This is a genomic window from Varibaculum timonense (genome assembly GCF_027694345.1).
Taxonomy (GTDB): Bacteria; Actinomycetota; Actinomycetes; order Actinomycetales; family Actinomycetaceae; genus Varibaculum; species Varibaculum timonense_A.
Genome location: NZ_JAQEVU010000002.1, coordinates 198329 through 221203 on the forward strand (window position 1 = coordinate 198329; position 22875 = coordinate 221203).

General features: G+C 51.1%; 18 protein-coding genes. 14 read left to right on the forward strand and 4 right to left on the reverse strand.

Annotated features, from left to right (window positions below):
* Window positions 1-121: 121 nt before the first annotated feature.
* The 4 genes from PG728_RS02425 to PG728_RS02440 are packed head-to-tail and all read left to right on the forward strand — an operon-like array spanning window position 122 to window position 2251.
* Window positions 122-424, forward strand: a complete 303-nt coding sequence (locus PG728_RS02425) for a DUF4193 domain-containing protein (protein WP_072509405.1) — start codon at window positions 122-124, stop codon at window positions 422-424.
* A 9-nt stretch (window positions 425-433) separates the two neighbouring features.
* Window positions 434-1183, forward strand: coding sequence for a DUF3710 domain-containing protein (locus tag PG728_RS02430; RefSeq protein WP_270625579.1), 750 nt, complete (start codon window positions 434-436; stop codon window positions 1181-1183).
* A complete protein-coding gene (locus PG728_RS02435; protein ID WP_270625580.1) occupies window positions 1180-1512 on the forward strand; it encodes a single stranded DNA-binding domain-containing protein in 333 nt (110 codons plus the stop codon). The genes PG728_RS02430 and PG728_RS02435 overlap by 4 nt, the downstream gene beginning before the upstream one ends.
* Entirely contained in the window at window positions 1502-2251 is a 750-nt protein-coding gene (locus PG728_RS02440; RefSeq protein ID WP_270625581.1) for a DUF3159 domain-containing protein, read from the forward strand. The genes PG728_RS02435 and PG728_RS02440 overlap by 11 nt, the downstream gene beginning before the upstream one ends.
* A 16-nt stretch (window positions 2252-2267) precedes the next feature.
* Here PG728_RS02440 and PG728_RS02445 read toward each other — a convergent pair whose 3' ends face one another.
* Window positions 2268-2969, reverse strand: a complete 702-nt coding sequence (locus tag PG728_RS02445; RefSeq protein ID WP_072509409.1) for a potassium channel family protein — start codon at window positions 2967-2969, stop codon at window positions 2268-2270.
* A 1-nt stretch (window position 2970) separates the two neighbouring features.
* Window positions 2971-3678, reverse strand: a complete 708-nt coding sequence (locus tag PG728_RS02450; protein WP_270625583.1) for a potassium channel family protein — start codon at window positions 3676-3678, stop codon at window positions 2971-2973.
* 56 nt (window positions 3679-3734) lie between these two features.
* Between PG728_RS02450 and PG728_RS02455 the strand changes: the two genes are divergently transcribed.
* Window positions 3735-5894 carry an APC family permease gene (locus PG728_RS02455; protein ID WP_270625584.1) on the forward strand — a complete coding sequence of 720 codons (2160 nt, stop codon included), beginning with the start codon at window positions 3735-3737 and terminating at the stop codon, window positions 5892-5894.
* A 2-nt stretch (window positions 5895-5896) separates the two neighbouring features.
* A complete protein-coding gene (locus tag PG728_RS02460) occupies window positions 5897-7384 on the forward strand; it encodes a class I SAM-dependent RNA methyltransferase (RefSeq protein ID WP_270625585.1) in 1488 nt (495 codons plus the stop codon).
* 204 nt (window positions 7385-7588) lie between these two features.
* Here the strand turns inward: PG728_RS02460 and PG728_RS02465 are convergent, their stop codons facing one another.
* Window positions 7589-8863, reverse strand: coding sequence for an ATP-binding protein (locus PG728_RS02465; protein WP_270625586.1), 1275 nt, complete (start codon window positions 8861-8863; stop codon window positions 7589-7591).
* 284 nt (window positions 8864-9147) lie between these two features.
* On the opposite strand from PG728_RS02465, the gene PG728_RS02470 reads away from it, so the two are divergent.
* The 5 genes from PG728_RS02470 to acnA all read left to right on the forward strand — a co-directional run bounded on the left by PG728_RS02470 (window position 9148) and on the right by acnA (window position 15964).
* The gene (locus PG728_RS02470; protein ID WP_072509414.1) at window positions 9148-10089 is read left to right on the forward strand and encodes a metal ABC transporter solute-binding protein, Zn/Mn family; all 942 of its coding nucleotides are present in this window, start codon (window positions 9148-9150) and stop codon (window positions 10087-10089) included.
* Window positions 10086-10769: a metal ABC transporter ATP-binding protein gene (locus tag PG728_RS02475; RefSeq protein ID WP_024059114.1), complete on the forward strand. Its 684-nt coding sequence runs from the start codon at window positions 10086-10088 to the stop codon at window positions 10767-10769. The genes PG728_RS02470 and PG728_RS02475 overlap by 4 nt, the downstream gene beginning before the upstream one ends.
* Window positions 10744-11541: a metal ABC transporter permease gene (locus PG728_RS02480; protein ID WP_270625588.1), complete on the forward strand. Its 798-nt coding sequence runs from the start codon at window positions 10744-10746 to the stop codon at window positions 11539-11541. Before PG728_RS02475 ends, PG728_RS02480 begins: the two co-directional genes overlap by 26 nt.
* A gap of 8 nt (window positions 11542-11549) precedes the next feature.
* Complete coding sequence (locus PG728_RS02485; RefSeq protein ID WP_270625589.1) at window positions 11550-12968, forward strand: hypothetical protein; 1419 nt, start codon at window positions 11550-11552, stop codon at window positions 12966-12968.
* 293 nt (window positions 12969-13261) lie between these two features.
* Window positions 13262-15964, forward strand: a complete 2703-nt coding sequence (gene acnA, locus PG728_RS02490) for an aconitate hydratase AcnA (protein WP_270625590.1) — start codon at window positions 13262-13264, stop codon at window positions 15962-15964.
* A gap of 307 nt (window positions 15965-16271) precedes the next feature.
* Here acnA and PG728_RS02495 read toward each other — a convergent pair whose 3' ends face one another.
* Window positions 16272-18074, reverse strand: coding sequence for a chloride channel protein (locus PG728_RS02495; protein WP_270625593.1), 1803 nt, complete (start codon window positions 18072-18074; stop codon window positions 16272-16274).
* A gap of 213 nt (window positions 18075-18287) precedes the next feature.
* On the opposite strand from PG728_RS02495, the gene dxs reads away from it, so the two are divergent.
* The 3 genes from dxs (at window position 18288) to PG728_RS02510 (ending at window position 22873) form a co-directional block, all read left to right on the forward strand.
* A complete protein-coding gene (dxs, locus tag PG728_RS02500) occupies window positions 18288-20159 on the forward strand; it encodes a 1-deoxy-D-xylulose-5-phosphate synthase (RefSeq protein ID WP_270625595.1) in 1872 nt (623 codons plus the stop codon).
* Window positions 20160-20298: 139 nt separating this feature from the next.
* Window positions 20299-22686 (forward strand): HAD-IIA family hydrolase, encoded by a 2388-nt coding sequence (locus PG728_RS02505; protein WP_270625596.1) that lies wholly within the window; start codon window positions 20299-20301, stop codon window positions 22684-22686.
* Entirely contained in the window at window positions 22667-22873 is a 207-nt protein-coding gene (locus tag PG728_RS02510) for a hypothetical protein (RefSeq protein WP_072509419.1), read from the forward strand. The genes PG728_RS02505 and PG728_RS02510 overlap by 20 nt, the downstream gene beginning before the upstream one ends.
* The last annotated feature ends 2 nt before the right edge of the window (window positions 22874-22875 follow it).

A 22875-nucleotide genomic window follows, 5' to 3' on the forward strand; every position in this document is an offset into this window, starting at 1 on the left:
TTGCCTATTACACGCGGTGTGTCTGTCGTATCTAGCATTTTATGATTTGAAGTGTTAATATCCCCGCGTCTATTGTTTTCTTAACTCTAGATTTAAATACTGCTTTTAGAAGGGAAGAGCCATGGCAACAGATTATGACGCCCCCCGTAAAAATGAAGAAGAAGAGGAACAAGATTCCCTGGAAGAACTGAAGGCTCGCCGCGCGGAAGCCTCTGGTTCTTCTGAGGTTGATGAGGACGAAAATGCGGCGGCAGAAGATTTTGAGCTGCCCGGCGCGGATTTGTCTGGTGAAGAGTTATCTGTCCAGGTTATTCCGGCACAAGATGACGAGTTCACCTGCTCGGTCTGCTTCCTAGTTCAGCACCGTTCCCGCCTGGCGGGGGCTGAAGATGGCAAACCGGTTTGCCGTGACTGCGCCGAATAAACTGTGCTGATGAGATTCTTTTCTTCTCGCCGCCAGCGGGTCACTCAGGAAACTGAGGGTACTGAGGGCGCTGCTACCATAGACAGCGCCAATCAGACGATAGCTGAGGAACAGTTGCCGGAAACTCTCGCAGCTGAGGGAGGGGCTCCTAGCTTAGAAACGTCCGGCGACTTAGCGCCGGAGGCTACCCAGGCTTTAGGTCCTTATTCTGACGGTGAATCTCCCAAAGGAAGCCAGTTCCTAGACTTGGGAGCTCTCAGAATTCCGCTAATTACGGGATTGCAAGTATTTCCGGTGCAAGATGCGCACGGCAATATCTTGGCGATAGAGATAGTGTCCGCTGCCGCCCAAATGCAGCTTTCTCCATTCGCGATGCAACGCTCCGGGGGTCTTTGGGAAGAGATTCGTGAAGAGCTTGCCGAGCAGCTGAAAACGCAGGAATACCAGATTTTTCCGCTGCCCGGTCCTTTCGGGGAAGCGATATTGGCTCGGCCAATCCCGGGTGGAAAATCTAGCGGCGAGGGCGCATTCCCACTGCTGCTGTGGGGGATTGAGGGCGAGCGCTGGTTTTTGCGGGTGATTGTGCGCGGACAGGCGGCGGAGGACGAAAATGCTCGTGCAGGCCTCCTAGAAGTCCTGCACGGCATGGAAGTAGTAAGGGGTGACCAGGCCAAAGTACCCGGCGAACTGTTGCCAATTGAACTCCCTCCGGAAGTAGCTGACCAGTTAAATTCCGGTGAGGAAGCAGAGCAACAGTGAGTGTGGGGGAAATGGAAAACGCTCGGGAAAACGCTGACTGGGAGGTCTCCTCTAAAGTTAGTGATGTTCGCGAACGCCAACAGGCCTGCCTGTATGGAGTGTTGCGGTCAGTTACCTACCCTGCCTCTGCCGCATCCGGCTCTTTTGCAGCCACCTTGTTTGACGGTACCGGTTCGATAGAAGTGGTTTGGCTTGGTCGGAAAAATGTTCCGGGAATCAAACCGGGCATTCGGCTGGCCGTACAGGGAATGGTGATTTCTCGTGCTAACGGGTTATGCGTAATAAACCCCAGTTTCCAAATATCCCCAATGGTAGACAATGAACGATAAAGTCAATGAACCTTCCTACCCATCTAGAGGGCAGGAGGACTGTCCCCTTGATTCGTCCTCTTCACGAAAGGAAACTGCAGAAAAACCGCTCAGGGGACAGATAGGGGGAATTGGGGCGCAACTGGGGGCTAATCAGTTCTCGGTGAGTGCAGCAATCGGAGGTCCTTGGGGAGCTTTAGAAGCCACCCTGCCCACCCTCTTGGTGGTAGCAGTCTATCTTTTCGTGCATTCCCTGCGTCTGCCGGTAATCTTAGCGCTGGCTGCCACGTTTATTTTTGCGTCTATTCGTCTGCTACGCCGTCAAAGCTTAAGGCAAGTATTTGCCGGTCTTGCCGGTACTTTAATCAGTGTGTTTTGGGCCTGGCGTAGCGGGCAAGTCGAGAATTTTTTCGCTTTCGGTTTTTGGATAAACGGGGTTTACGCAGCGGTATTAGTCGTCACTATTCTTTGTCGGCGACCAGCTATTGGATGGCTAGTTGCGGGGATAAGCGGAAAACTGAGCAGTTGGCGCAAACCCAGTTCCCGTAGGTTCTATAACCTTGCCCGGACTTGCACCTGGATGTGGGTGGCACTGTTCACGGTGAGATTAGCGGTAGAACTACCCCTGTATTACGCGAATTTGTTGGTTCCGCTGGGAGTAGCCCGCCTTATTCTAGGTCTGCCCGCATTCGTCCTCGTCGGTTATTTTAACTGGGCCCTACTGCGCGAGGAAACCGCTAAATTACGGGCTAGCGATTAGCTAACTTAGAAACTAACTAATCCTCTTGTGCGGGGTCGGTGATTTCTTCGGGAGGGGGAGCAAATAGGGTACTAATCTGCTCTAAATCAGCTTCGGTTTCGGAACTGAAAAGAATCAACAACTCATCTAGACCTTGCAGTAGCGTATCCGGGCGAGGTGACAGAGGACGAGAATCCCGCAAAACCGCTGCTAACACCACCGAGGGAGGTAAATCTAAGGTAGATAGAGGACTGCCGATTAGCGGTGAATCTTCCGGAACCGTCAATGAATACATATTCGTGTCGGAAGTGTGGAAACGGAACAAATGTACCGGAATCCCCACCGACACCACTTCCTCTACCAGGGAAGTCATAACTCGCGGGGTGGAGACGGCAACATCTACGCCCCAGGCGTCATCAAAAAGCCACTCGTTTTTCGGGTTGTTTACCCGCGCCACCGTTTTCGGCACCCCAAACTCAGTTTTAGCTAGCAGACAGGCAACCAGATTCACTTTGTCGTTCCCGGTAGCGCACACCACTACATCGGCTTGCCTGATTTCGGCTTTCGAGAGAGCATCCAGGGAGCAGGCGTCCCCTAAAACCCAATCCGCTTGCGGAATCGAGGCAACCTCCATCCGGGAAGGATGGTTGTCCAACATAGTAACTTCATAGCCGTTAGCTACCAGTTCTCTAGCTATGGAACGTCCCACAGAGCCGGCTCCGGCAATCACAATCCGCATTTTAATCCTCCTGCTGTGGGGGACGTTTGAAAGCCCGCTCGATTTCGGCTGCCCTTTCGGCGGGGACGGTACAAATCAGTTCGTCACCTTGTTGAACAACCAGGGTAGATAGGTTGAAATAGGCTTCGCCGTCTCGCCCTATATAGGCGATTTTAATATCTAGTAGTTTCTGGATTTGCTGCAAACTAAGCCCTAGCCAGTGGTTACTGGGGATAACTCGCAGGATTTTCACCTGGTAAACCGAGTCGCAATAGACAACTTGGGAATCATCGGGCAGCATTTGTCGCAACATTTCCGAGGCTGTCCACGACACCGGAGAAGTAGTGTTGATTCCAAGTTTGCGATAAATCTCGGCGCGGCGAATATCGTAAATCCGGGCAACCACGCGGTCTATCCCAAAGGTCTCACGGGCAATACGGGCCGCCAAAATATTGGTGTTGTCCCCGTTCGAGATAGCCGCAAAAGCGTAGGCTTCCTCGATATTGGCTCTTTCTAGCACTTCCCGATCGAAACCGATTCCGCTAACTTTTTGACCCGAAAAATCGGTGGGAAGTTTACGGAAAGCCTCGGTGTTGGAGTCGATAATAGCTACCGAGTGCCCCTGTTCGTCCAGGGTCTGTGCAATCCGGGCTCCTACTCTGCCCGAACCTAAAACAACGAAGTGCATGGAAGTAGCGTAAACCTTTTTTCCAGTATTTTCAGCTTCCACCTGGTTAGCAACTGTAAGATTTCTGTAGATAGTGGGATGATCGGGAGGTGAAAGGTATGCAAAACCGTTTCAAATCTCAGGCAGATACTGGGCAGTCCGCTGCTGATAGCGGATTACCAAAACGCTACGCGCTGCCGGTTTTCACTACTAACGCGCTTTCTTCTGTCTCCTATGCCCCCGACCAGATTCTTCTCACCTTAGGGTTGGGAGGAATCTTTGCATCCGGTATTTCGCTATGGGTGGGGTTAGCGGTATTTGCGGTGATGGCGATAATAATTATTTCTTATCGGCAAGTGGTACGTGCCTACCCTAGCGGAGGGGGAGACTATGAAGTCTCGCGGGAAAATTTGGGACTTTCAGCTGCCTTGGTTACGGTTAGCGCCTTGCTCGTTGATTACTGTTTAACTATCGCGGTTTCAACAACGGTAGGTGCGCACTATCTTTCGGCGTTGGTTCCCGCGTTTAGCGACCATCAAATAGGGGTAGCTTTAAGCATGGTCGCGCTATTGACTGTACTTAACCTGTTGGGGGTGCGCGAGTCTGGGCGGCTATTCGCTATCCCCGCCTATCTGTTTATGGGGGCTATCGGTCTGCTCGCGGTTTTCGGGCTAGTGCAAGAGGGGATGGGAACGCTAGGGCAAGCTGCCAGCGCGTCACTAAAGATCATGCCACTTGAGCCTTATCAGGCAGGACTTACGGGATTAGGAGGAGTGCTGCTGTTCCTGCGCGCATTTTCCGGAGGGTGCGTCGCCTTGAGCGGAGTTGAAGGGATTAGTAACGCAGTTCCGGCTTTTAATCGACCGCGTCCTAAAAACGCGCGAATCACCCTGGTGCTGTTCGGGCTGATTAGTGCCACTATGATGCTTTGCGTCCTGCACCTAGCGAAAGTTACGGGAGTTAAGGTTCCTGCTTTTGATTCTCAGATTCTTCCCCCTGATAATCACCTAACTACCAGGGAGATTCCCCCGGTAATTTCACAGTTAGCCGACACAGTATTTACTTCTGTCCCGCTCATCGCTTTTTTGGTTACTGCCACTACCGCCTTGATATTAGCTTTTGCGGCTCACAGTGCTTTTAACTGGTTCTCCCAGCTGACTCAGGTACTTTCACGCGACAGATTCTTGCCTCCGCAGTTTTTTCGACGGGGAGATAGGCGTTCCATCTCGCTTTCGGTTTTCCTACCTGCCCTGTTGGCAGCAGTATTGATTTGTGTAACCAATGCCCACGCCACCAAGTTAATCCACATGTATATAGTGGGTGTGTTTATTTCTTTGACTGTTTCGCAGCTGGGAATGCTTAGATATTGGAAAGTTAAACTCAGGATTCGCACCTTTAAGGAGAGTAGAAAAGTTTTGCGTCGCCGTTGGATAGTAAACGCAATTGGGTTTATCTGCACCGCAACCGTACTTGCGGTGGTAACTCTTTCTCGTTTTACCTACGGCTCCTGGGTGGCGTTAGCGCTGATGGCAGTGGTGTTTTTGCTGTTATGGTCGATTGGTAGCTACTATCGGCACTCCGGTAAGCAAATAACCGTTACTGATTACGAAGCCGGTCGGGCGATGCCCTCGCGGGTTCAAAGCCTGGTACTGGTTTCTAAACTGGATAAACCCACGATGCGTGCGATTGCGTATGCCCGTGCCGCACACCCGTCCTCATTATCGTTAGTACACGTAGATATTGATTCCGCAGAGTTCAACAGCCTTAAAGAAAACTGGCTTGCCAGTGGGCTGGAAATCCCGCTTACCGTTTTGGCCTCGCCTTTCCGCGACATAAATGGTCCTTTAGTGCAACATATCCGATCGCTGCGTCGGCGCTGTCCGCGCGACCTAGTGACGGTTTATATCCCCTTCTACTTGGTGAAATATCCTTGGCAAAAGTATTTACATAATCGCTCTGCCAAGCATATTCGCCGCCAGCTACGGGATATACCAGGGGTGCTGGTGGTGCTGGTTCCTTGGAACCTGTCTGATAGCTTAGAACGGGCAGCGCTGCGGGCTGGAGTTGAGCCTTTGCGTCCTCCCGAAGAATACCGTCACTCATCCCCGGTGTTTAGAGGTCGTCCGCAAGATTTAACTAAAGGAGCTTTCATGGGCGACGATGGGCATTTGCCCTGGCTCGATAGTGTCCACGGGGGTTGGGGGATAGAACAGAGTCGCAATGACCGAAAAGATCGCTATCACCAGAACACTCAACCCGATTTTTCTGCTGAGCTTTAACTATGAATGAACTTACTCTGCGGTTATTACGCCCCGTGCATGGCGGTTACTGCCTGGCATACCAGGACGGTCAAACCTATATGGTGCGTTTCGGACTGCCGGGCGAGCAGGTAAAAGCCGTTCCGGTCGCTAAAAAAGGCAAAGTTATTTTTGCTGAGGTGGGCGCGGTACTGGAAAGTTCCCCGCACCGCCGTGAACCTATTTGGGCATCGGCAGGCCCTGGCGGGGTTGGAGGGGCAGATTTATGTCACGTAAAACTGTCTTACCAACGCACCTGGAAGGCTGAGGTGCTGGCGGATTGCTTGCGGCGCTTAGGGGGCGAGGAAGTTTACGCGCAAGCGGCGGCTGCCAGTGGGGGAGAGCTGAGCTGCCAAGGCGTGAGTAGTGGCTGCGTGGGCGCGGGTACTCAGGCCGGTGATTCAGTAGCAGAAGCCGCGGGCGGTGAGAGAGTGGATAACGCTAGCGGCGACAAGGAGGCTAGTGGCGAAGACGGTCTGAGATACCGTTTGCGCGCCGATTTTGAGGTTAGTGGTGCCGGGCGGTTGGCGATGACTAAATTCCGCGGGGAAGAGCTACAAGAGATTACCAGTTTCCCCCTAGCCGATTCAGTTATTAGTGACTCGTCCCTATTTAGACACCCGGATTTATGGGGCAAGGTGCTTGTGCCCTCCGGGCGCATCCGGGCTTGGGCGAGTGCGAGAGGGCTGCGGGTATGGGATGGGCGTACTCTATTTGACGAGGACGGGTACGCCCTTAATGAGAAAAGTATCCGTTTAACAGTTTCTGGCTTCGGGGAATATCAGGTTGCCCCAGATGGGTTTTGGCAAGCACACCGCGAAGCAGCACGGGTTTTGTGTGAACAGGTAATCGCGGCGGCTAGTAGTGACTGCGAGCCAGGTAGCGCGGCGCTTTCTGCTCCAGGAGAGGGGAGAGGAAATGCGGTAAGCGGCGAGGGTGCCGACACCGCCCAGGAGAGTGGGAGCGCCGCGGCGAGCGAGAATAGTGAGCCTCTGCTGACGCCCGGAAACCGGCAGTGGAAAGAAATCCTGGAACTATATTCGGGCGCGGGGCTGTTTTCGCGTCCTCTGGCTAAAATTTTGGACAGGGGAGGACGGCTTTCTACTTTGGAGGGTTCAAAGACGGCAGTGAAAATGGCGCGCAAGAATCTTTCGGGAGTTCCTGGACGTATTGATGTTCGAGCTGGGCGGGTAGATGCCCGGGCGCTCGCGGATTATGCGGGCAATATGAGGACGCCGCCCCTGGTGGTAATGGATCCGCCGCGCAACGGTGCGGGACAAAAAGTGATGGCGGCGCTGACAAACCTAGAGCCAGAGCGGATTATCTACGTAGCCTGCGATCCGGCATCGTTAGCCCGCGACCTAAAAGTCGCCGTATCCCACGGCTACCAGATTACGTCCTTACAGTCCTACGACCTCTTCCCCCACACCCACCATTTCGAGTGTGTTGCTTTGCTGTCAAGGGTTTATTAGATATGGGTATTTTTGTCTTTGTATAGCAGGGGGCGCGGTTCTATGGTTAGAAGGATTAAGCTGTTTCCTGCGATTTTTGAGTGCGATTTGGCTTTTAATCTTACGGGTGAGTGTAGTTTGCAAACGTAATAGCTATGTTTTGATAAAAAATATATTTAATCCCAGGAAACGAAAAAGGCTAAAAACAGGATTCATATTTTGTTCTCAGTTTTTTAGGCAACCAATAGGAACTACATAAACGCCATCTTTGCGCCGATAAGCCCAGTCGCCGGTTCCTGTCAAAACCATAAGAAAAGATGGAGTATTCATTTTCCCGGTATCGATTTTTGCTTCCATTGACTTTAAAGTCTCTGCACCGTATTCAATTAGCTTGTCGCCACCAAGTTTAATTTCAATGAGACCGTATTTGCCGTTCCTTAAGTGAATAACTACGTCGCATTCCTGTTCATTTTTATCTCGGTAGTGATAAGCCTTCCCTCCGAGGCTATCAGCAAAAACGCGCAAGTCTCTGATGCAGAGTGTCTCAAATACAAATCCGAAAGTCTTTAAATCATTTAATAAGTCGTTTGGCCCTATTCCCAAAGCTGCTGTCGCAATAGAAGGGTCTACAAAGTAGCGCGTGTCGGCAGAACGAATAGCGGTTTTTGATCTCAAATTAGGATTCCAAGCAGGTAAATCCTCTACGACAAAGATTTTGCGAAGTGCATTAACATAAGAGGCAACAGTTTCCTCGTTGATAGCAGCTGCTTCGTTTATAGAAATATCCTGTGCAAGTACGGTATTTGGTACTTGACCTCCTTGATTTCTTGCATAGGAACGCATAAGGCGTTTAACTCTCTCGGCATCCTTTTGTACGTTATCAGCGCGGTTAATGTCGGAGTGAACAACAGCGTCGTAGTAATCAATAGCTTGATCTAAAGCTATCTCATCGCGCATATCAGCCGCTTGTGGCCATCCTCCACGGCACGCAAGGAAAGCCAGACGGTCAATACTTAGAGTAGTGCCGCCATCAATTTCTGACATTCCCGCAAATAAGTCTCCCAAGCTGACTTCACCTGTGGAATCCCCTGATTCATACAAGCTCATAGGTCTCATTGTTAGCCAAGTAAAGCGTCCAGTACCGGAATGGGTAATTTCCTGGGTGTCCGCTGGAACAGCAGAACCAGTGAGAATGAACTGTCCAAGTTCGTTACGGTGGTCAACCTCGAAACGGATTGTGTCCCAAAGTTTTGGAGCAAGTTGCCATTCGTCAATCAATCTAGGGGTATTTCCCTGTAGTAATCTCTTCGCATTTAGCTCTGACATGGCAATATTTTGTTCTTTGCGTTCCGGGTCGTCCATATATAGAACGCTTGCAGCAATCTGTTCTGCGGTGGTGGTCTTCCCGCTCCACTTTGGACCTTCAATCACTACCGCACCTTTGCCCTCCAGCTTCCTCTTTAAAATATCGTCAGCAATTCTCTCTCTGTACTTCCTCAATTCAGTCGCCCCATTTCTACTTTCACTGCCTATCTAATTATTGATTCTACCATTGCTTTCCGACGATTGGCGGTGATCCGTTCCGACGATTGGCCGTAATTCACACCGACGATTGGCGGTATTCTGTGCCGACGATTGGCGGTAGTGAGGAAGTGGCGCAATCTCGTTCTCGGGTTTGTGAGTATCCTCAACTCTCCTAAATTGATAACCATTCTCATTACCGTTAAGATTAGTGGGTAAGTAAAAGTCAGTGAAAATCAAACTAGAGAACCGTTAGGAATATCGTGCAAAAAAATAGACTAAAGGCGCTGGTGTCTTCCGTCATTGCCGCCGTTTTTCTGCTGTCTACGGCCGGATGTGCAACCAACTCTCAAAGCGCGAATGTGGGCAACAAATCTGAGTCGAAAAAACCCCTCCTGTATGCCACGTTTTTCCCAGTGGCCGACCTGAGTAAACAAATCGTGGGTGACAAAATGGAGGTAAAATCCGTGATTTCGGGTTCTCAGGAACCTCACGATTTTGAACTGCAAACTGCCCAGCGGGCAGAACTATCTAAAGCCGACTTGATTGTTTACAACGGAGCCGGCATGGAAAGCTTTATTTCAGATTTACGCGAAGCGATAGGGAAAGACGAAAAATTCCTTGATTTATCGCAAGGGCTAACGCTGCTAAAAAACAAAGATGCCGCGCGCACTGACAACACCGCAATCAACCCTCATACTTGGCTGAGCGTAAAAAATGCGCAAATCGAGTTGCAAACTATTTGCGAAAAAGTAAGTGCTATCGACCCGGACAATGCCCGCTACTACCGGGATAATCTAAAGAAAGCTCAAGAAAAGTTCCAGGCGCTAGATAAAAAGTTCCAACAGGAAATAGCTAAAATCCCTGCCGAAAAACGCTACTTTGTTGCCTCCCATGCCGCCTTTAACTATCTGGCGGACGACTATGGACTAAAACAGGTAGCGGTCACCGGAATCTCTCCCGAGGACGAACCCTCAGCTAACCAATTGGCTACGATTGCTGAATTCGTTAAAAAGCATCAAATCAGCACCATTTTCTTTGAAGGGAAAGCCACTCCGAAAGTCGCAGAAACTCTAGCGCGCACTACCGGAGCGAAAACCGGAACCCTCTACACCATGGAGCACCTAACTAAAGAGGAAGAAAACCTGGGATACCTCGGGCTAATGCAAAAAAACCTCACTAACCTGATGGAATCCTTCCGATGAGTAACGTACTGGAAATAGAAAAACTCCACTTTACCTACGGAGAATATCCGCTCTTACAAGGAGTTAATCTCTCGCTGGCAGCCGGAAAATTTGCAGCGATAGTAGGGGGAAACGGCGCCGGAAAAACCACCTTGATGAACCTAATCCTCGGAAAACTCAAAGCAGAAACAGGACAAATCCGGCTGTTTGAAGATTCGCTCAGCGCCGATAATCACTATCGCGACCTCGCCTACCTATCCCAAGAAGCTGTCAGCAGATACCGAAATTTTCCCACCACGGTTAAAGAACTACTCAAGATGTATTTAGCGCAGCTCAAACAGAAAACAGCCCCGGAAGCATTACTGGAAAACGTGGGGCTAACGGCGGTGCAAAATCATCGGCTAAGTGAACTATCTGGCGGGCAATTGCAGCGGGTAGGTCTGCTAGTGGCACTGCTGAAACAGGCGCGCCTAATTCTTCTTGACGAGCCAACCGGTGGGGTAGACCAGCAGTTCTCCCTAGAGTTGTATCAGATATTGCGCCGGCAATGCCTAGCCGGCAACTCCGTCCTAATGATTACCCATCATCTAACGGAAGCCGTCTCTTTCCTAGATGAAGCCTACCGCCTTGAAAGAGGAGTCCTAACTCGCCTCCAGCTGGAAGAATATAAAAGGAGTGCCGGTGAATCTGCTTGCCTATGACTTCATGCAGCGCGCTTTTCTGGTAGGAACCATCCTGGCAGTACTTTTACCCCTAATCGGATTACCGATTGTGCTCAAACGCCTGTCAATGATGGGCGATACGCTCTCTCATTCCTCCCTCGCGGGAGTGGCCGCTGGGTTAGCCTTCGGATTTAATCCCCTAGTAGGCTCGGTTGTAGCCTGCGTAATTGCTGCTTTAGGGGTGGAGGCGCTTAGGGCTCGTTTGCGTGCCTATCAAGAAATATCTACCGTCATTATTTTGGCTGCCTCAATCGGTCTGGCGGGGATTTTCACCAGTTTCTCCGGTGGCTCTAGCGCTATCACCACCTATCTATTTGGGTCGATAGTAACCCTCGGTGACCTCGAGTTATATCTGGTACTGGGGGTGGGAGTGGTAGTTTTAGTTATTTACAAACTCCTGTACCGCCACCTTTATCTCACGCTATTTGATACTGAAGTTGCCAGATTGCTGGGGATTAACTCTCGAAAGCTGAACTTTGTGTTCTCCCTGCTGGTGGCACTGTCAGTCTCGGTAGCTGCCAAAACCATTGGCTCGCTAATAGTCTCCTCTATCCTGGTCATCCCCTCAATTTGCGCCATGCAATTGGCTAAAACCTATCGCGGTACGCTCCTAGTTTCGATAGGAGCCTCCCTCGTGTTCGTGTACGCGGGGCTAATTATCTCGTACTACCAAAACCTGCGCCCCGGCGCGGTAATCGTCCTCATATCCGTATTCGGGCTGTTAGCAGCCTTGGTGTTTCGCAAAAAGTAAGGAGAAAAATGAAAATTAATAAAGTAATAATTGGGGTTGCAGTGGCATTAACCCTGGTGCTTACCTCAAGCGCATTTGCGCTGGGGCTGGCTTTTAGAGGTGGCAATGAACTTCAATCCCGAGGGAGCGCTATCTCTGCTGCGGGAAGAACGACTGCGCAACCAAAAGAGCCCAAATATAAGCAAGATGAAACCACGGAAGTGTTAGTAGATGCGGAAGTTGCTAACAATGAGATCGTAAGAGTCAGGAAGCATGGAGATCACTGGCACGTCTACACTAAGGACGGTCGGGAAATCATTACCTACACTGACCCTTCAAAAGCAAAGAATGCTGGTCACTTAAAAGGAGCTGCCAAAGTAGTTTCCACTTCTCAACTGTCCTCTCTCGCGTCAAATGCGGTAGTAAAGATATTGAAACACGGCGATCACTACCATGTTTACACTGCTGATGGTCGAGAGTTCATTACCTATAGTGATCCGCGCTCTTTATATCCTGGGGTTGCAGTCGGAACTTATAACGGCAGCCATGGGAGCGGGAGAGTAACCGTACCTAGCGTCTGGTCACCGCGTCCAGCAGGCCCGTCCTCCCCCTTTAACCCAGCAGTTAGCTCAAAAGGAAACAAAGGAACGACCGGTAGCCATACTAAACCGGCTCCGGGAGGCAAACTGCCTTTTGTGTCGGTCGTTTCCTTGCAGCAGCTGGCGAAACTGCCAATCGTGAAGATTTTGCAACATGGAGATCACTATCATGCCTACACCAAGGACGGGCAGGAATTTATTACTTACGATAATCCCGCCAAGGTGTTCCCGCGAATCAAGATAGGGCAATACAGCGGATCGCACTCCGGTAGCGCAAATGCAAGCAAGCCCGATAAGGAGCAGACCCCAAAGCCGGAAGCAGAGCCAAAGCCAAAGCCTAAACCGGGAAGTGGAAAACAAGACCCCAATGATCCGGAACGGGTCGTAAGAATTGAACGCCACGGTGACCATTGGCATCTGCACTTCGCCGATGGACACGAGGGGATTAGTTATACGGATCCCTCCGCGTTATATCCCGATATTAAAATTACGGAATATCAGGAAGAAAAACCGAAAGATACTTCGCCGATTGATGAAGATGAACGTTTCACCTATGACGAGGTAGAAGCGAAACTGATTGTGCCCTTAAAGTACATTACTTACGGAAATGTCATCCATGCCACCCGGTATGACCATGAAAAACAGCGCTTTGTGATTCCTCATTACGATCACTACCACTACATGACTTTGGATACGATTATTCAGTTCGCCAAAGGTGGTAAAGACAATATGTTCCATGGGTATAGCGCCCGGCAGGTGGTTGCTACCTTGAAGTATTTGATTATGCACCCTGAGGCTCGTCCCAAGGGAGAAAACGGGTGGGGGAGCGCTGCCGATATTGAATCCTAAAAGAGAGATTTTGGCTCTGCCTACTACAAAGGCGGTAAAAATTAGATAAGTATTTTCTTTTATAAATCCCTTACTTTTGGGGAATGATTACCAGGACGGGGGTCGGGTAATGGCGGTAGCTATTGCCCGACCCCCGTTCATGTTCTTGCACTTTAAAGTGGGGTGACGGTCAAAGGGCGTCCCTCATTGGTTCTCAAGGACGGTGCTTGTTGTAGGGCGCACTAGCTTTCGATAGCTGCGCAAAGTATCTTGATGTCAAGAGAAAATATTTTGATTCCGGGCGGGAGGAAGTAATGAGTTTAAATAGCTTTGGCGCGGCAACCCAGCTAAAAGTCGGTGATAAGAGCTATAAAATCTATGACCTAAAAGCGGTGTCCGGCATTGAAAAACTACCCTACTCCCTAAAAATCCTGGCAGAGAACCTACTGCGTAACGAGGACGGGGAAAATATCACCAAAGAGCAGATCGCGCAGATTGCAAACTGGAATCCAGATGCCCAGCCCAGTCAAGAAATCCAGTACAGCCCGGCACGCGTCTTAATGCAAGACTTCACCGGTGTTCCCTGCGTTGTCGATTTGGCAACAATGCGGGATGCAGTCGTGAAACTAGGTAAAGATCCTGACCTGATTAACCCGCAAGTACCAGCAGAAATGGTAATTGACCATTCGGTGCAAATCGATGTATTCGGCTCTAAAGATGCCGTGGAAAAAAACATGGACATCGAATATCAACGCAACCAGGAACGCTACCAATTTCTGCGCTGGGGACAGGGCGCGTTTGAAAACTTCCGGGTAGTACCTCCGGGAACCGGGATTGTGCACCAGGTAAATATCGAATACCTGGCGCGGGTAGTATTCGCCGATAAGGACGAGGACGGCGCGCTGGCTTACCCCGATACTTTGGTAGGTACCGACTCCCACACCACTATGGTTAATGGTCTGGGCGTCCTCGGCTGGGGTGTTGGCGGGATAGAGGCCGAGGCCGCCATGCTCGGCCAACCAGTGTCAATGCTGATTCCGCGGGTAGTGGGCTTTAAACTGACCGGCGAAATCGCGCCTGGCGCTACCGCCACCGATGTGGTGCTCACCATCACTCAAATGCTGCGTGACCATGGGGTAGTCGGCAAGTTCGTAGAGTTCTATGGCGAGGGCGTAGGGGCGGTTCCGCTAGCTAACCGCGCCACTATCGGCAATATGTCTCCCGAGTTCGGTTCTACTGCCGCTATCTTCCCCATTGATGAAGTCACTATTGACTATCTGCACCTGACCGGTCGCAGTGAAGAATCCTGCGCCCTCGTGCGCGAATACGCAAAGCGGCAAGGACTGTGGCAGGACCCCTCACGCGAGGCACGTTACAGTGAATATCTGGAACTAGATTTATCCACGGTAGTGCCCTCTATCGCCGGTCCGAAGCGTCCCCAAGACCGCATTGAACTGGCAATGGCCAAAGATTCCTTCAAGAAGATTCTGCCCGACTATGTGGCGGGCGATAACACCATTGATCCGGTTTTGATGCGTCCTACCCGCCCCACCCAGGTGAAACTGGGTAGTGGGGAAGAAATAGCAATGGATCATGGCAACGTGGTGATTGCCTCCATTACTTCCTGCACTAATACCTCAAATCCGTCGGTGATGATGGCGGCCGGTTTGCTCGCCAAGAACGCCGCTGAAAGGGGACTAACGCCTAAGCCGTGGGTGAAAACCTCGCTGGCTCCCGGCTCTCAAGTAGTGCGCGACTACTACGAAAAAGCTGGTCTGATGCCCTATCTGTCACAGCTGGGATTCGATATTGTCGGTTACGGTTGCACCACCTGTATCGGTAACTCCGGGCCGCTACCCGAGGAAGTACACAACACAGTAGCGGACGCCGACCTGACCGTGGTGTCGGTGCTCTCTGGTAACCGTAACTTTGAGGGGCGGATTAACCCCGATGTGAAAATGAACTACTTAGCATCTCCGCCCCTGGTGATTTCCTACGCCCTGGCGGGAACGATGGATTTTGATTTCGAAACCGAGGCGCTGGGAGCGGACAACCGCGGGAATCCCGTCTACCTGCGTGATATTTGGCCCGCTGCCGAAGAAGTGGAAGAAGCGATTGGTCAAGCTATCGATCGCGATATGTATCTGCAAGATTACCGAAGCGTATTCGAGGGGGATCACCGTTGGCAATCGCTGGAGGTGCCCGATTCACCCACTTTTGCCTGGGACAATGATTCCACCTATGTACGCCGGGCGCCTTTCTTTGAAGGAATGCCGGAAACCCCGGATCCGGTACAAGATATTTCCGGAGCTAAGGTGCTGCTGAAACTAGGAGATTCGGTAACTACCGACCATATTTCTCCCGCAGGTGCTTTTGCGTCCAAGACTCCGGCTGGTCAATACCTAAGCTCCCACGGAGTGGAACGGCGCGAATTTAACTCCTATGGTTCGCGGCGCGGTAACCACGAAGTAATGATGCGCGGCACTTTCGCTAATATCCGCATCCGTAACCAGCTCCTCGATGGTGTCGAGGGCGGTTTCACCAAGGACTTCACCAAAGCCGATGCTCCGGTAGTACCGGTCTATGATGCTTCGGTGTCCTATGCCCAGGCCGGCGTGCCCTTGGTAGTGCTCGGCGGCAAAGAATACGGTACTGGTTCGTCTCGTGACTGGGCCGCCAAAGGGACACTGTTGCTGGGGGTAAAAGCCGTAATTGCTAGCTCTTTTGAACGTATTCACCGCTCCAACCTGATTGGCATGGGAATCCTGCCACTGCAATTCCCCGAGGGCGAAAGCGCAGATTCCCTAGGCCTAGACGGGACTGAAACCTTCGATATTAGCGGGATTACCCAACTCAATGAAGGGGTAACTCCGCAGGTAATGAAAGTGACCGCGACTAATACTGATGGTTCCGTCGTAGAGTTTGACGCCACCGTGCGAATCGATACTCCCGGTGAAGCCCAGTACTACCGCAACGGAGGCATCCTGCAATACGTACTGCGCAACCTAGTTGCCTGATAACGCAATAAATGTAATGTTCTGGGCACGGTAAAAGCGCTCGGGGGATCCCGGTGATTCTTGCTTCGCTCGAATCAAGCCCCCTCTCGCATCTTTTACCGTGCCCAGAGTTTCGTTGCTATAGCGGATTTCAATAAAGCAAATAATGTGCAAATCGCTAGGAATCTAAGTCGATTGCGTAGTATCCGGGGCGGCAAAAGCGCTCGGGGGACCCCGGTGATTCTTGCTTCGCTCGAATCAAGCCCCCTCTCGCATCTTTTGCCACCCTGGATTTTGGTTGTGCGAGTTATTTCTGAGAGTTGCATCGTTAGCGGTGGTGGCGATGATTCCTCCAGCGCTTACGAATGCGACACCCCAGGGAGTCGCCTAGCTCACGTTGGTTAAGCGCGCGGGTTTGCTGCCGGTAAAGCTTGACGATTAGGTCGCGTCCTCGTACATAACCCAAGACTTCTTGGGAGCGTCCCACCACCGGCAGGTTCGAAAGTGAGGACTCTACCAGCTCTTTGAGGATTTGACTAGGGAGCTCAGTGGGGGTGCAGAAAGCTGCAGTTAAGGAGATGTCCCTCAAAGGCGTATCCTCGCCGCGTTTGTCGATCTCATGCCCGAGCAGCAGGGCACTCACCGAGCCTTGGAATTCCCCCTGAGAATCTACCACCGCCAAGGAGGTTTCTCCGCTATTTTCCAGGGCTCTTTCCGCCTGAGCGAGGGTAAGCTCTTGACTTAGAAGCTGAGGCGGTTCGTGCATCAGATCCGATGCGGTGGAGCGCCCCAATAAAGTATCCGACACCGGGTCTGACAGCCGGTCACCGCGGCGGTGTAATTTTTGGGTATAAATTGTTGAGCGGGTCATAAATAGGGAAATCCCGGTGGCAATCCCTACCGCCAGCATCATCGGTAAAATTAGAGAATACTGCCTGGTCATCTCGATAATAATGAACACCGCGGTTAGGGGTGCACGGGAGGCAGCCGCGAAAGCCGCCCCCATCCCAACTACTCCATAAATGGCTGTCGAAGAAGCCGACCAAGGTTGAACCACCTGTCCGAAAGCTGCTCCCGCACACGCCCCCACAAACAGGGTAGGGCCAAATACCCCGCCAGCACCTCCCATACTAATCGTGAACGAAGCCCCCAAAGCCCGTCCTCCCAATAGAGCCAAAACCATCCAGACTGGGAAATCGCCTGATAATACTCGCAACTGGACACTCTCACCTGTGCCGTAAAGAAGCGGGAAAAAATAAAGGAAAATACCGAGCAGTAAAGAACAAACGACCGGACGAAACCAGTCTTTCCCGTGGTAAAGCAAGTTGATGCCGTCCCAAACCAGGTATAACAGTTTGCTAAAAGCAATCCCGGCTAAAGCAGCAACCACTGCCCCTATAGTCACCAAAATATAGTCGCTATGGGAAAAAAGATCCAAAGACTGACCTAAAGGAATACTGGCTTGATTAGGGAAAAACTGTTGCGCAACCAGTGAAGCCGACACCGAAGAAAAAACAATGAAAGCAAAATACTCGGCGCTAAGCACCCCCAAAATTAGTTCCACGGCGAAACAAGCACCAGCCAGGGGAGCATTAAAAGTAGCGGCAATCCCCGCAGCCGCCCCACAGGCACACAGGAACATCAGGCGTTGTTTGCTAAGGCCCAGCCGGGTGCCTACCCAAGAAGAAATAGCCGCCCCAATCATTACAATCGGCCCTTCCCGCCCGGCATTTCCCCCTCCTCCCAAAGTCAAAGAAGCCGCAAATAACTTGACTAGGGCGTTGCGTCCAGGAATTCTCCCGCCTTTGCGGCGGACGAAAAACATAACTTCCGGGACGGCATGACCGCGTGAACCGGGCGTAAAATGCTCTACCACCGGAGAATAAAGCAGCGCTGAAATTACTGGAACCGCAATGATAAAAACCGGTGACAGCCCTAAAAATCCGTGGGCATCCCCCGCGTGAGCAGGGTAATCGCTAAAGCCAGTCATCAGATAAGACCAGCCGTTAATTAGATAATGAAACGCCACTGAAACCAGTCCCACTGCTATACCTAAAACAATTGAAAGCACAGTGAGACCAGCTAGCGAAGTCGCAATAAAACTTGAAAACCGGGAGCGCTCTGGAGCCATAGTTTTAGTGTGACGCGCTAGCTTCAATAAACGCAAGTAGTGAAATAGATATTTTCTATCGGCAGCAATCGAAACTGATTAAGCAATCGGAACCGTTTATTTTTGAAAAATACCCAGAACAAAAAAGGGCAAAACATGGAAAAGCGGGGCGCAAAAGTGGCATTCAAAGCAATCTGCACCCTCAAAAATCCAAAATATGACTAGACTAGCTGGGTGGCAAGAATTCTTGATCGGATAAACAACCCGGCAGACTTAAAAAAACTCTCCAGCCTAGAGCTAACTAATCTGGCTGGGGAAATCCGGTCATTCCTAGTGGAGAATGTGGCAAAAACCGGTGGTCACATGGGGCCAAATCTGGGGGTAGTGGAGCTTACTATTGCCCTACATAGAATGTTTTCTTCTCCCACTGACACCATTATTTTTGATACCGGGCATCAGTGTTACGTACATAAAATCCTCACTGGACGGAAAGATTTTACCGACCTGCGTACCGCTACGGGACTTTCTGGGTATCCCAGCCGGGCTGAATCCCCGCATGATGTGGTAGAAAACTCACACGCCTCGACTGCACTTTCCTGGGCGCAAGGTATCGCGGAAGCTAAAGCCCTAAAAGGAGACGACTCCTATACAGTGGCAGTGATTGGTGACGGCGCTATGACCGGAGGTATGGCGTGGGAGGCGCTCAATAATATCGCTGAACATCCCAATCTGCGCCTAATCATTGTAGTAAATGACAATGGTCGTTCCTACGAGCCCACCATTGGGGGACTGGCTCATCACCTGGATGCTTTGCGGACTTCACCCGCCTATGAGCGGGCGTTACGCTGGGGAAAACAGCATCTAAAGTCGCGGGGAAAACCTGGAGAACTCACCTATGATGCGCTGCATGGAATTAAACGTGGAATGGCGGATTTAATTACTCCCCCCAAGGTTGTTTTTAATGATTTAGGTATTAAATACACCGGTCCGGTTAATGGACACGATATTGTTGCCACCGAGTTTGTTTTGGCACGTGCAAAAGAGTTCTCCGGTCCGATAATCGTGCACGCGATTACAGAAAAAGGGCGTGGCTACACTCCTGCCGAAAAAAATGATGCTGATCATTTCCATACAGTTGGTCCGATTCATCCAGAAACCGGCTTGCCGGTAAAGAAAGAACGTTTTGGCTGGACGGCGGTATTTGCGGAAGAGATTGTTCGTTTGGCGCGGCGTAATCCTAAAATTGTGGGTATCTCGGCTGCCATGATGGAACCCGTAGGTTTGAAACCATTCCGTACCCAGTTCCCTAACCGAGTTTTTGATGTGGGAATCGCTGAGCAACACGCTATGACTCTGGCAGCCGGACTGTCTTTTGCCGGTTGTCACCCGGTTATCGCCCTCTATGCGACCTTCCTTAACCGCGCCTTTGACCAGCTCTTGATGGACGCTGCCCTGCATAAGCAGGGGATAACTGTGGTTCTAGACCGCGCGGGTATTACCGGAGCTGACGGGGCTAGCCATAACGGAATGTGGGATTTGGCAATCGCCGCTATGGTTCCCGGAATCCGCGTAGCTGCTCCCAGAGATGCCGCTACTGTGCGAAAGTTATTAGGTCAGGCGGTATCGATAGAGGACGCTCCCACAATCGTGCGTTATCCAAAAGGTTCAATACCTCCGCAGATACCGGCAAAGGCTCATATCGGTGACCTAGACGTGTTGTATCAGCACTCAGGTGAGGGGAAACAGATATTGGTAGTAGCCGTTGGAGCTATGGCTAATACCGCCCTGGAAGTCTCCCAAGGTCTTACTCAAGAGGGGTACTCAGTAAAATGCGTTGATCCCGGTTGGGTAATTCCAATTTCTGCTACGCTTTGCGAGCAGGTAAAACTGGCTGATTTAGTCGTGACTATCGAGGACGGGGAAGTAACCAACGGGGTAGGGGCGCTGCTGCGTTCGACCTTGGCCCAAGAGAACTGTTTCACCCCGATTAAATCATTTGGAATTCCTAGGGCATTCTTACCCACTGATTCTCGCGATAGCTTGCTTGAAAGTTCCAAACTTACCCCGGAAACCATTCTGAATGAGCTAGAACAAATCCTCGCCTAAGTTACGGTATTGAACGCTAGTATTTGCCAGGTTGTACCGGAACGTATCGGAGACAAAAACCACGAAATAGTGAGGATAGACAACTTTTTGAAGGCACTCTTGCCTAGGGCTTGCGTTTAGAATAGAAACTAATAAATAGATGAAACAGATAAATGGCGAAAAGGAATTAGAGTTGGGAAACTTCAATCAATATGGCTCTAGGCGCGAACCTCAATGGCGCAAGCGTCGCTCTCAATCGGCAGGGCATGATTCCTCCCCCCGGCGCTCGGACTCAGGGCAAGCTCATTCCGATTCGCGCGGCTACAGTGGCAGCCGAAAATCCGAAGGTGACTATCGTCAAAACGCTCGTGGCAACGGTAGATGGAATGATTCGCGGGGTGGAAAATCCCGCTATGATCGTAACGATCGCTCCGACCGTTACCGCGCAGGGCGCGAGGATGAACGCGGTGAGAGAGGACATCGGGGACAACGCTCCGGTCGCTCCTGGGGGTCAGGTAAGAATAATGCTCGCGGCTTTGAACAAGGAAACCGGCGCGGTGGGCGGCGTTTTGACGGAGGTCGTGACGAACGTCGCGAACGTGAGGGGCAAGATTCGCGAACCGGTAAGCATTCTTATGGAGTGCGTGATTCTCGTTACCGCGCTAAAGAATGGCGTCATGAAAATGAACCTAAAATTCCTCCGGCAGTTAAAGCCTCTGACTTAGATCGTGAATCTAGAGTAGCTTTGTCTTCTCTAGACCCCGACAATGCGGAAAAAGTGGCTCGCCATTTGGTAATGGCTGGTTCACTACTAGATGTAGATGCCGAAGAAGCCTATCTTCATGCGCGCGCTGCGGTTAGCCGCGCCGGACGGATAGGGACAGTGAGAGAAGCAGCTGCCCTCGCAGCCTACGGATGTGGTAAATATAGCGAAGCTCTCCGGGAGGTACGGGCGGCTCGGCGTCTAAATGGAACCGACAGTCTGCGGGCTATCGAAGCTGACTGTGAACGTGGGCTAGGTAAACCCGAGAAAGCCCTAGAGATAATTGCCGAAACCGACACGTCCTCGTTCAACCTTTCTGATTTGGTAGAACTCGTGATTGTGCAGGCAGGTGCGCGCCACGATTTAGGTGAATCTGATGCCGCGCTAGTGTTGCTAAATAATTTCTTGGATAAATACCAGCCTGACGAACCAGTTCTTCTGGCTAGGATTCTTTCCTATAAAGCTGATTTATTACGGGAAATAGGACGCGAGGACGAAGCCGAGCAGGTAGAAGCAGAGACTCCTGAAGTACCTGACACGGTTGCAATTGTTGATTTAGAGGAAGTTTTAGAAGCGGATAACCCCTACGTTCCTTCGGATTTACATGGCAGTCGCAAGCCTTTAGTAGAGACTGCGGATGTGCTCCTAGTGGATTTGGATGGAGTTTGCTACACCGGAAGTCGAGACGTTCCCAAAGCAGCCGAAGGCTTAGCGATGGTGCGGAAAATCGGTCTTAAAGTGCAGTTCCTAACCAATAACGCTTCGCGAACCCCACAACAAGTTGCGGATAAATTGCGCTCTCATCAAATTGTTGCTGAAGAGAGTGAAGTGATGACTGCCGCGATGGATGCGGTCGATATTCTTAGCCACAAAATCGATCCGGAATCAAAAGTGTTGGTAGTCGGCACTCAGGCGTTAGCAGACACGGTTGCCGAGGCAGGATTTACGGTAGTAACCGAGGCTAGCGAGCAGCCAGTAGCAGTTATTCAAGGTTATGGCCCGAATGTGGGCTGGGAACAAATGTCGCAGGCTGCCTATGCAATAAATAATGGTGCACTCTTTATTGCCACTAATCTAGATGCCACTTTGCCTACCGAGCAAGGCTTCGCCCTAGGAAACGGTTCTCTAGTGGCAGCCGTAGAGCACGCGACCGGGCAAAAACCTTTCGCCGCTGGCAAGCCTTTTGCCGGAATCTATCGCAAAGCTGCCGGTAGAGCGCAAGCTACCAAACCGCTCGCGGTAGGTGACCGGCTCGATACTGATATTGCGGGAGCAGTAGCCGCCGATATGCTCAGTTTGCATGTGCTTACCGGCGTTTCTGATGCAAAAGCTGTGGCTCTCGCTCACCCGGATAGGCGTCCCTCCTACCTGGGTCTTGATTTAACTGACCTGATGCGACCGCACCCAGGTCCAGTTCATCAACCTACCGGAGCGTGGACCAGCGGAGAATCGGTCGGCTTTATGGTGGCCGAAGATGGACGGGTGCTGCGTGATGGGCAACCGGTTGATAATGGGGCGGTGCTCAGTCTTGAAGATTACCGCGCACTAGTGGCAGCGGTTTGGGAAGCTCGTGACCAGGGGATATTTGTTCACCTTCCAGATCTTGAGGTCGTGCGGGAAACTGACAACCCCAATCAGGAGCTATCTGATGAGGCAGAAGAGAACGCCCAGTCAGACAAAATGCAAGATTCGCAGGCTTTCGAGGAAAAAGAGGATTTAGAGGATTCTTTTTCTTCGGAAGATGTAAAACTCGCAGATGAGACTGATGATGAGTGCGATCAATAGTTTTTCTGATTCATCGGAAGATTTAGAGCTGGAGGCTCGAAAAACAGATATCGATAAGCAGATGGCTGACTGGCCGAAAGACCCTGACAGTATCTATCCGCAGATTACTTTAAGCGACTTGGAGCAAACAGCTGCAAAACTATCTGCCACCTTAGATTCCCTGAGTGCGCAGATAGAAAGGAAATAGCA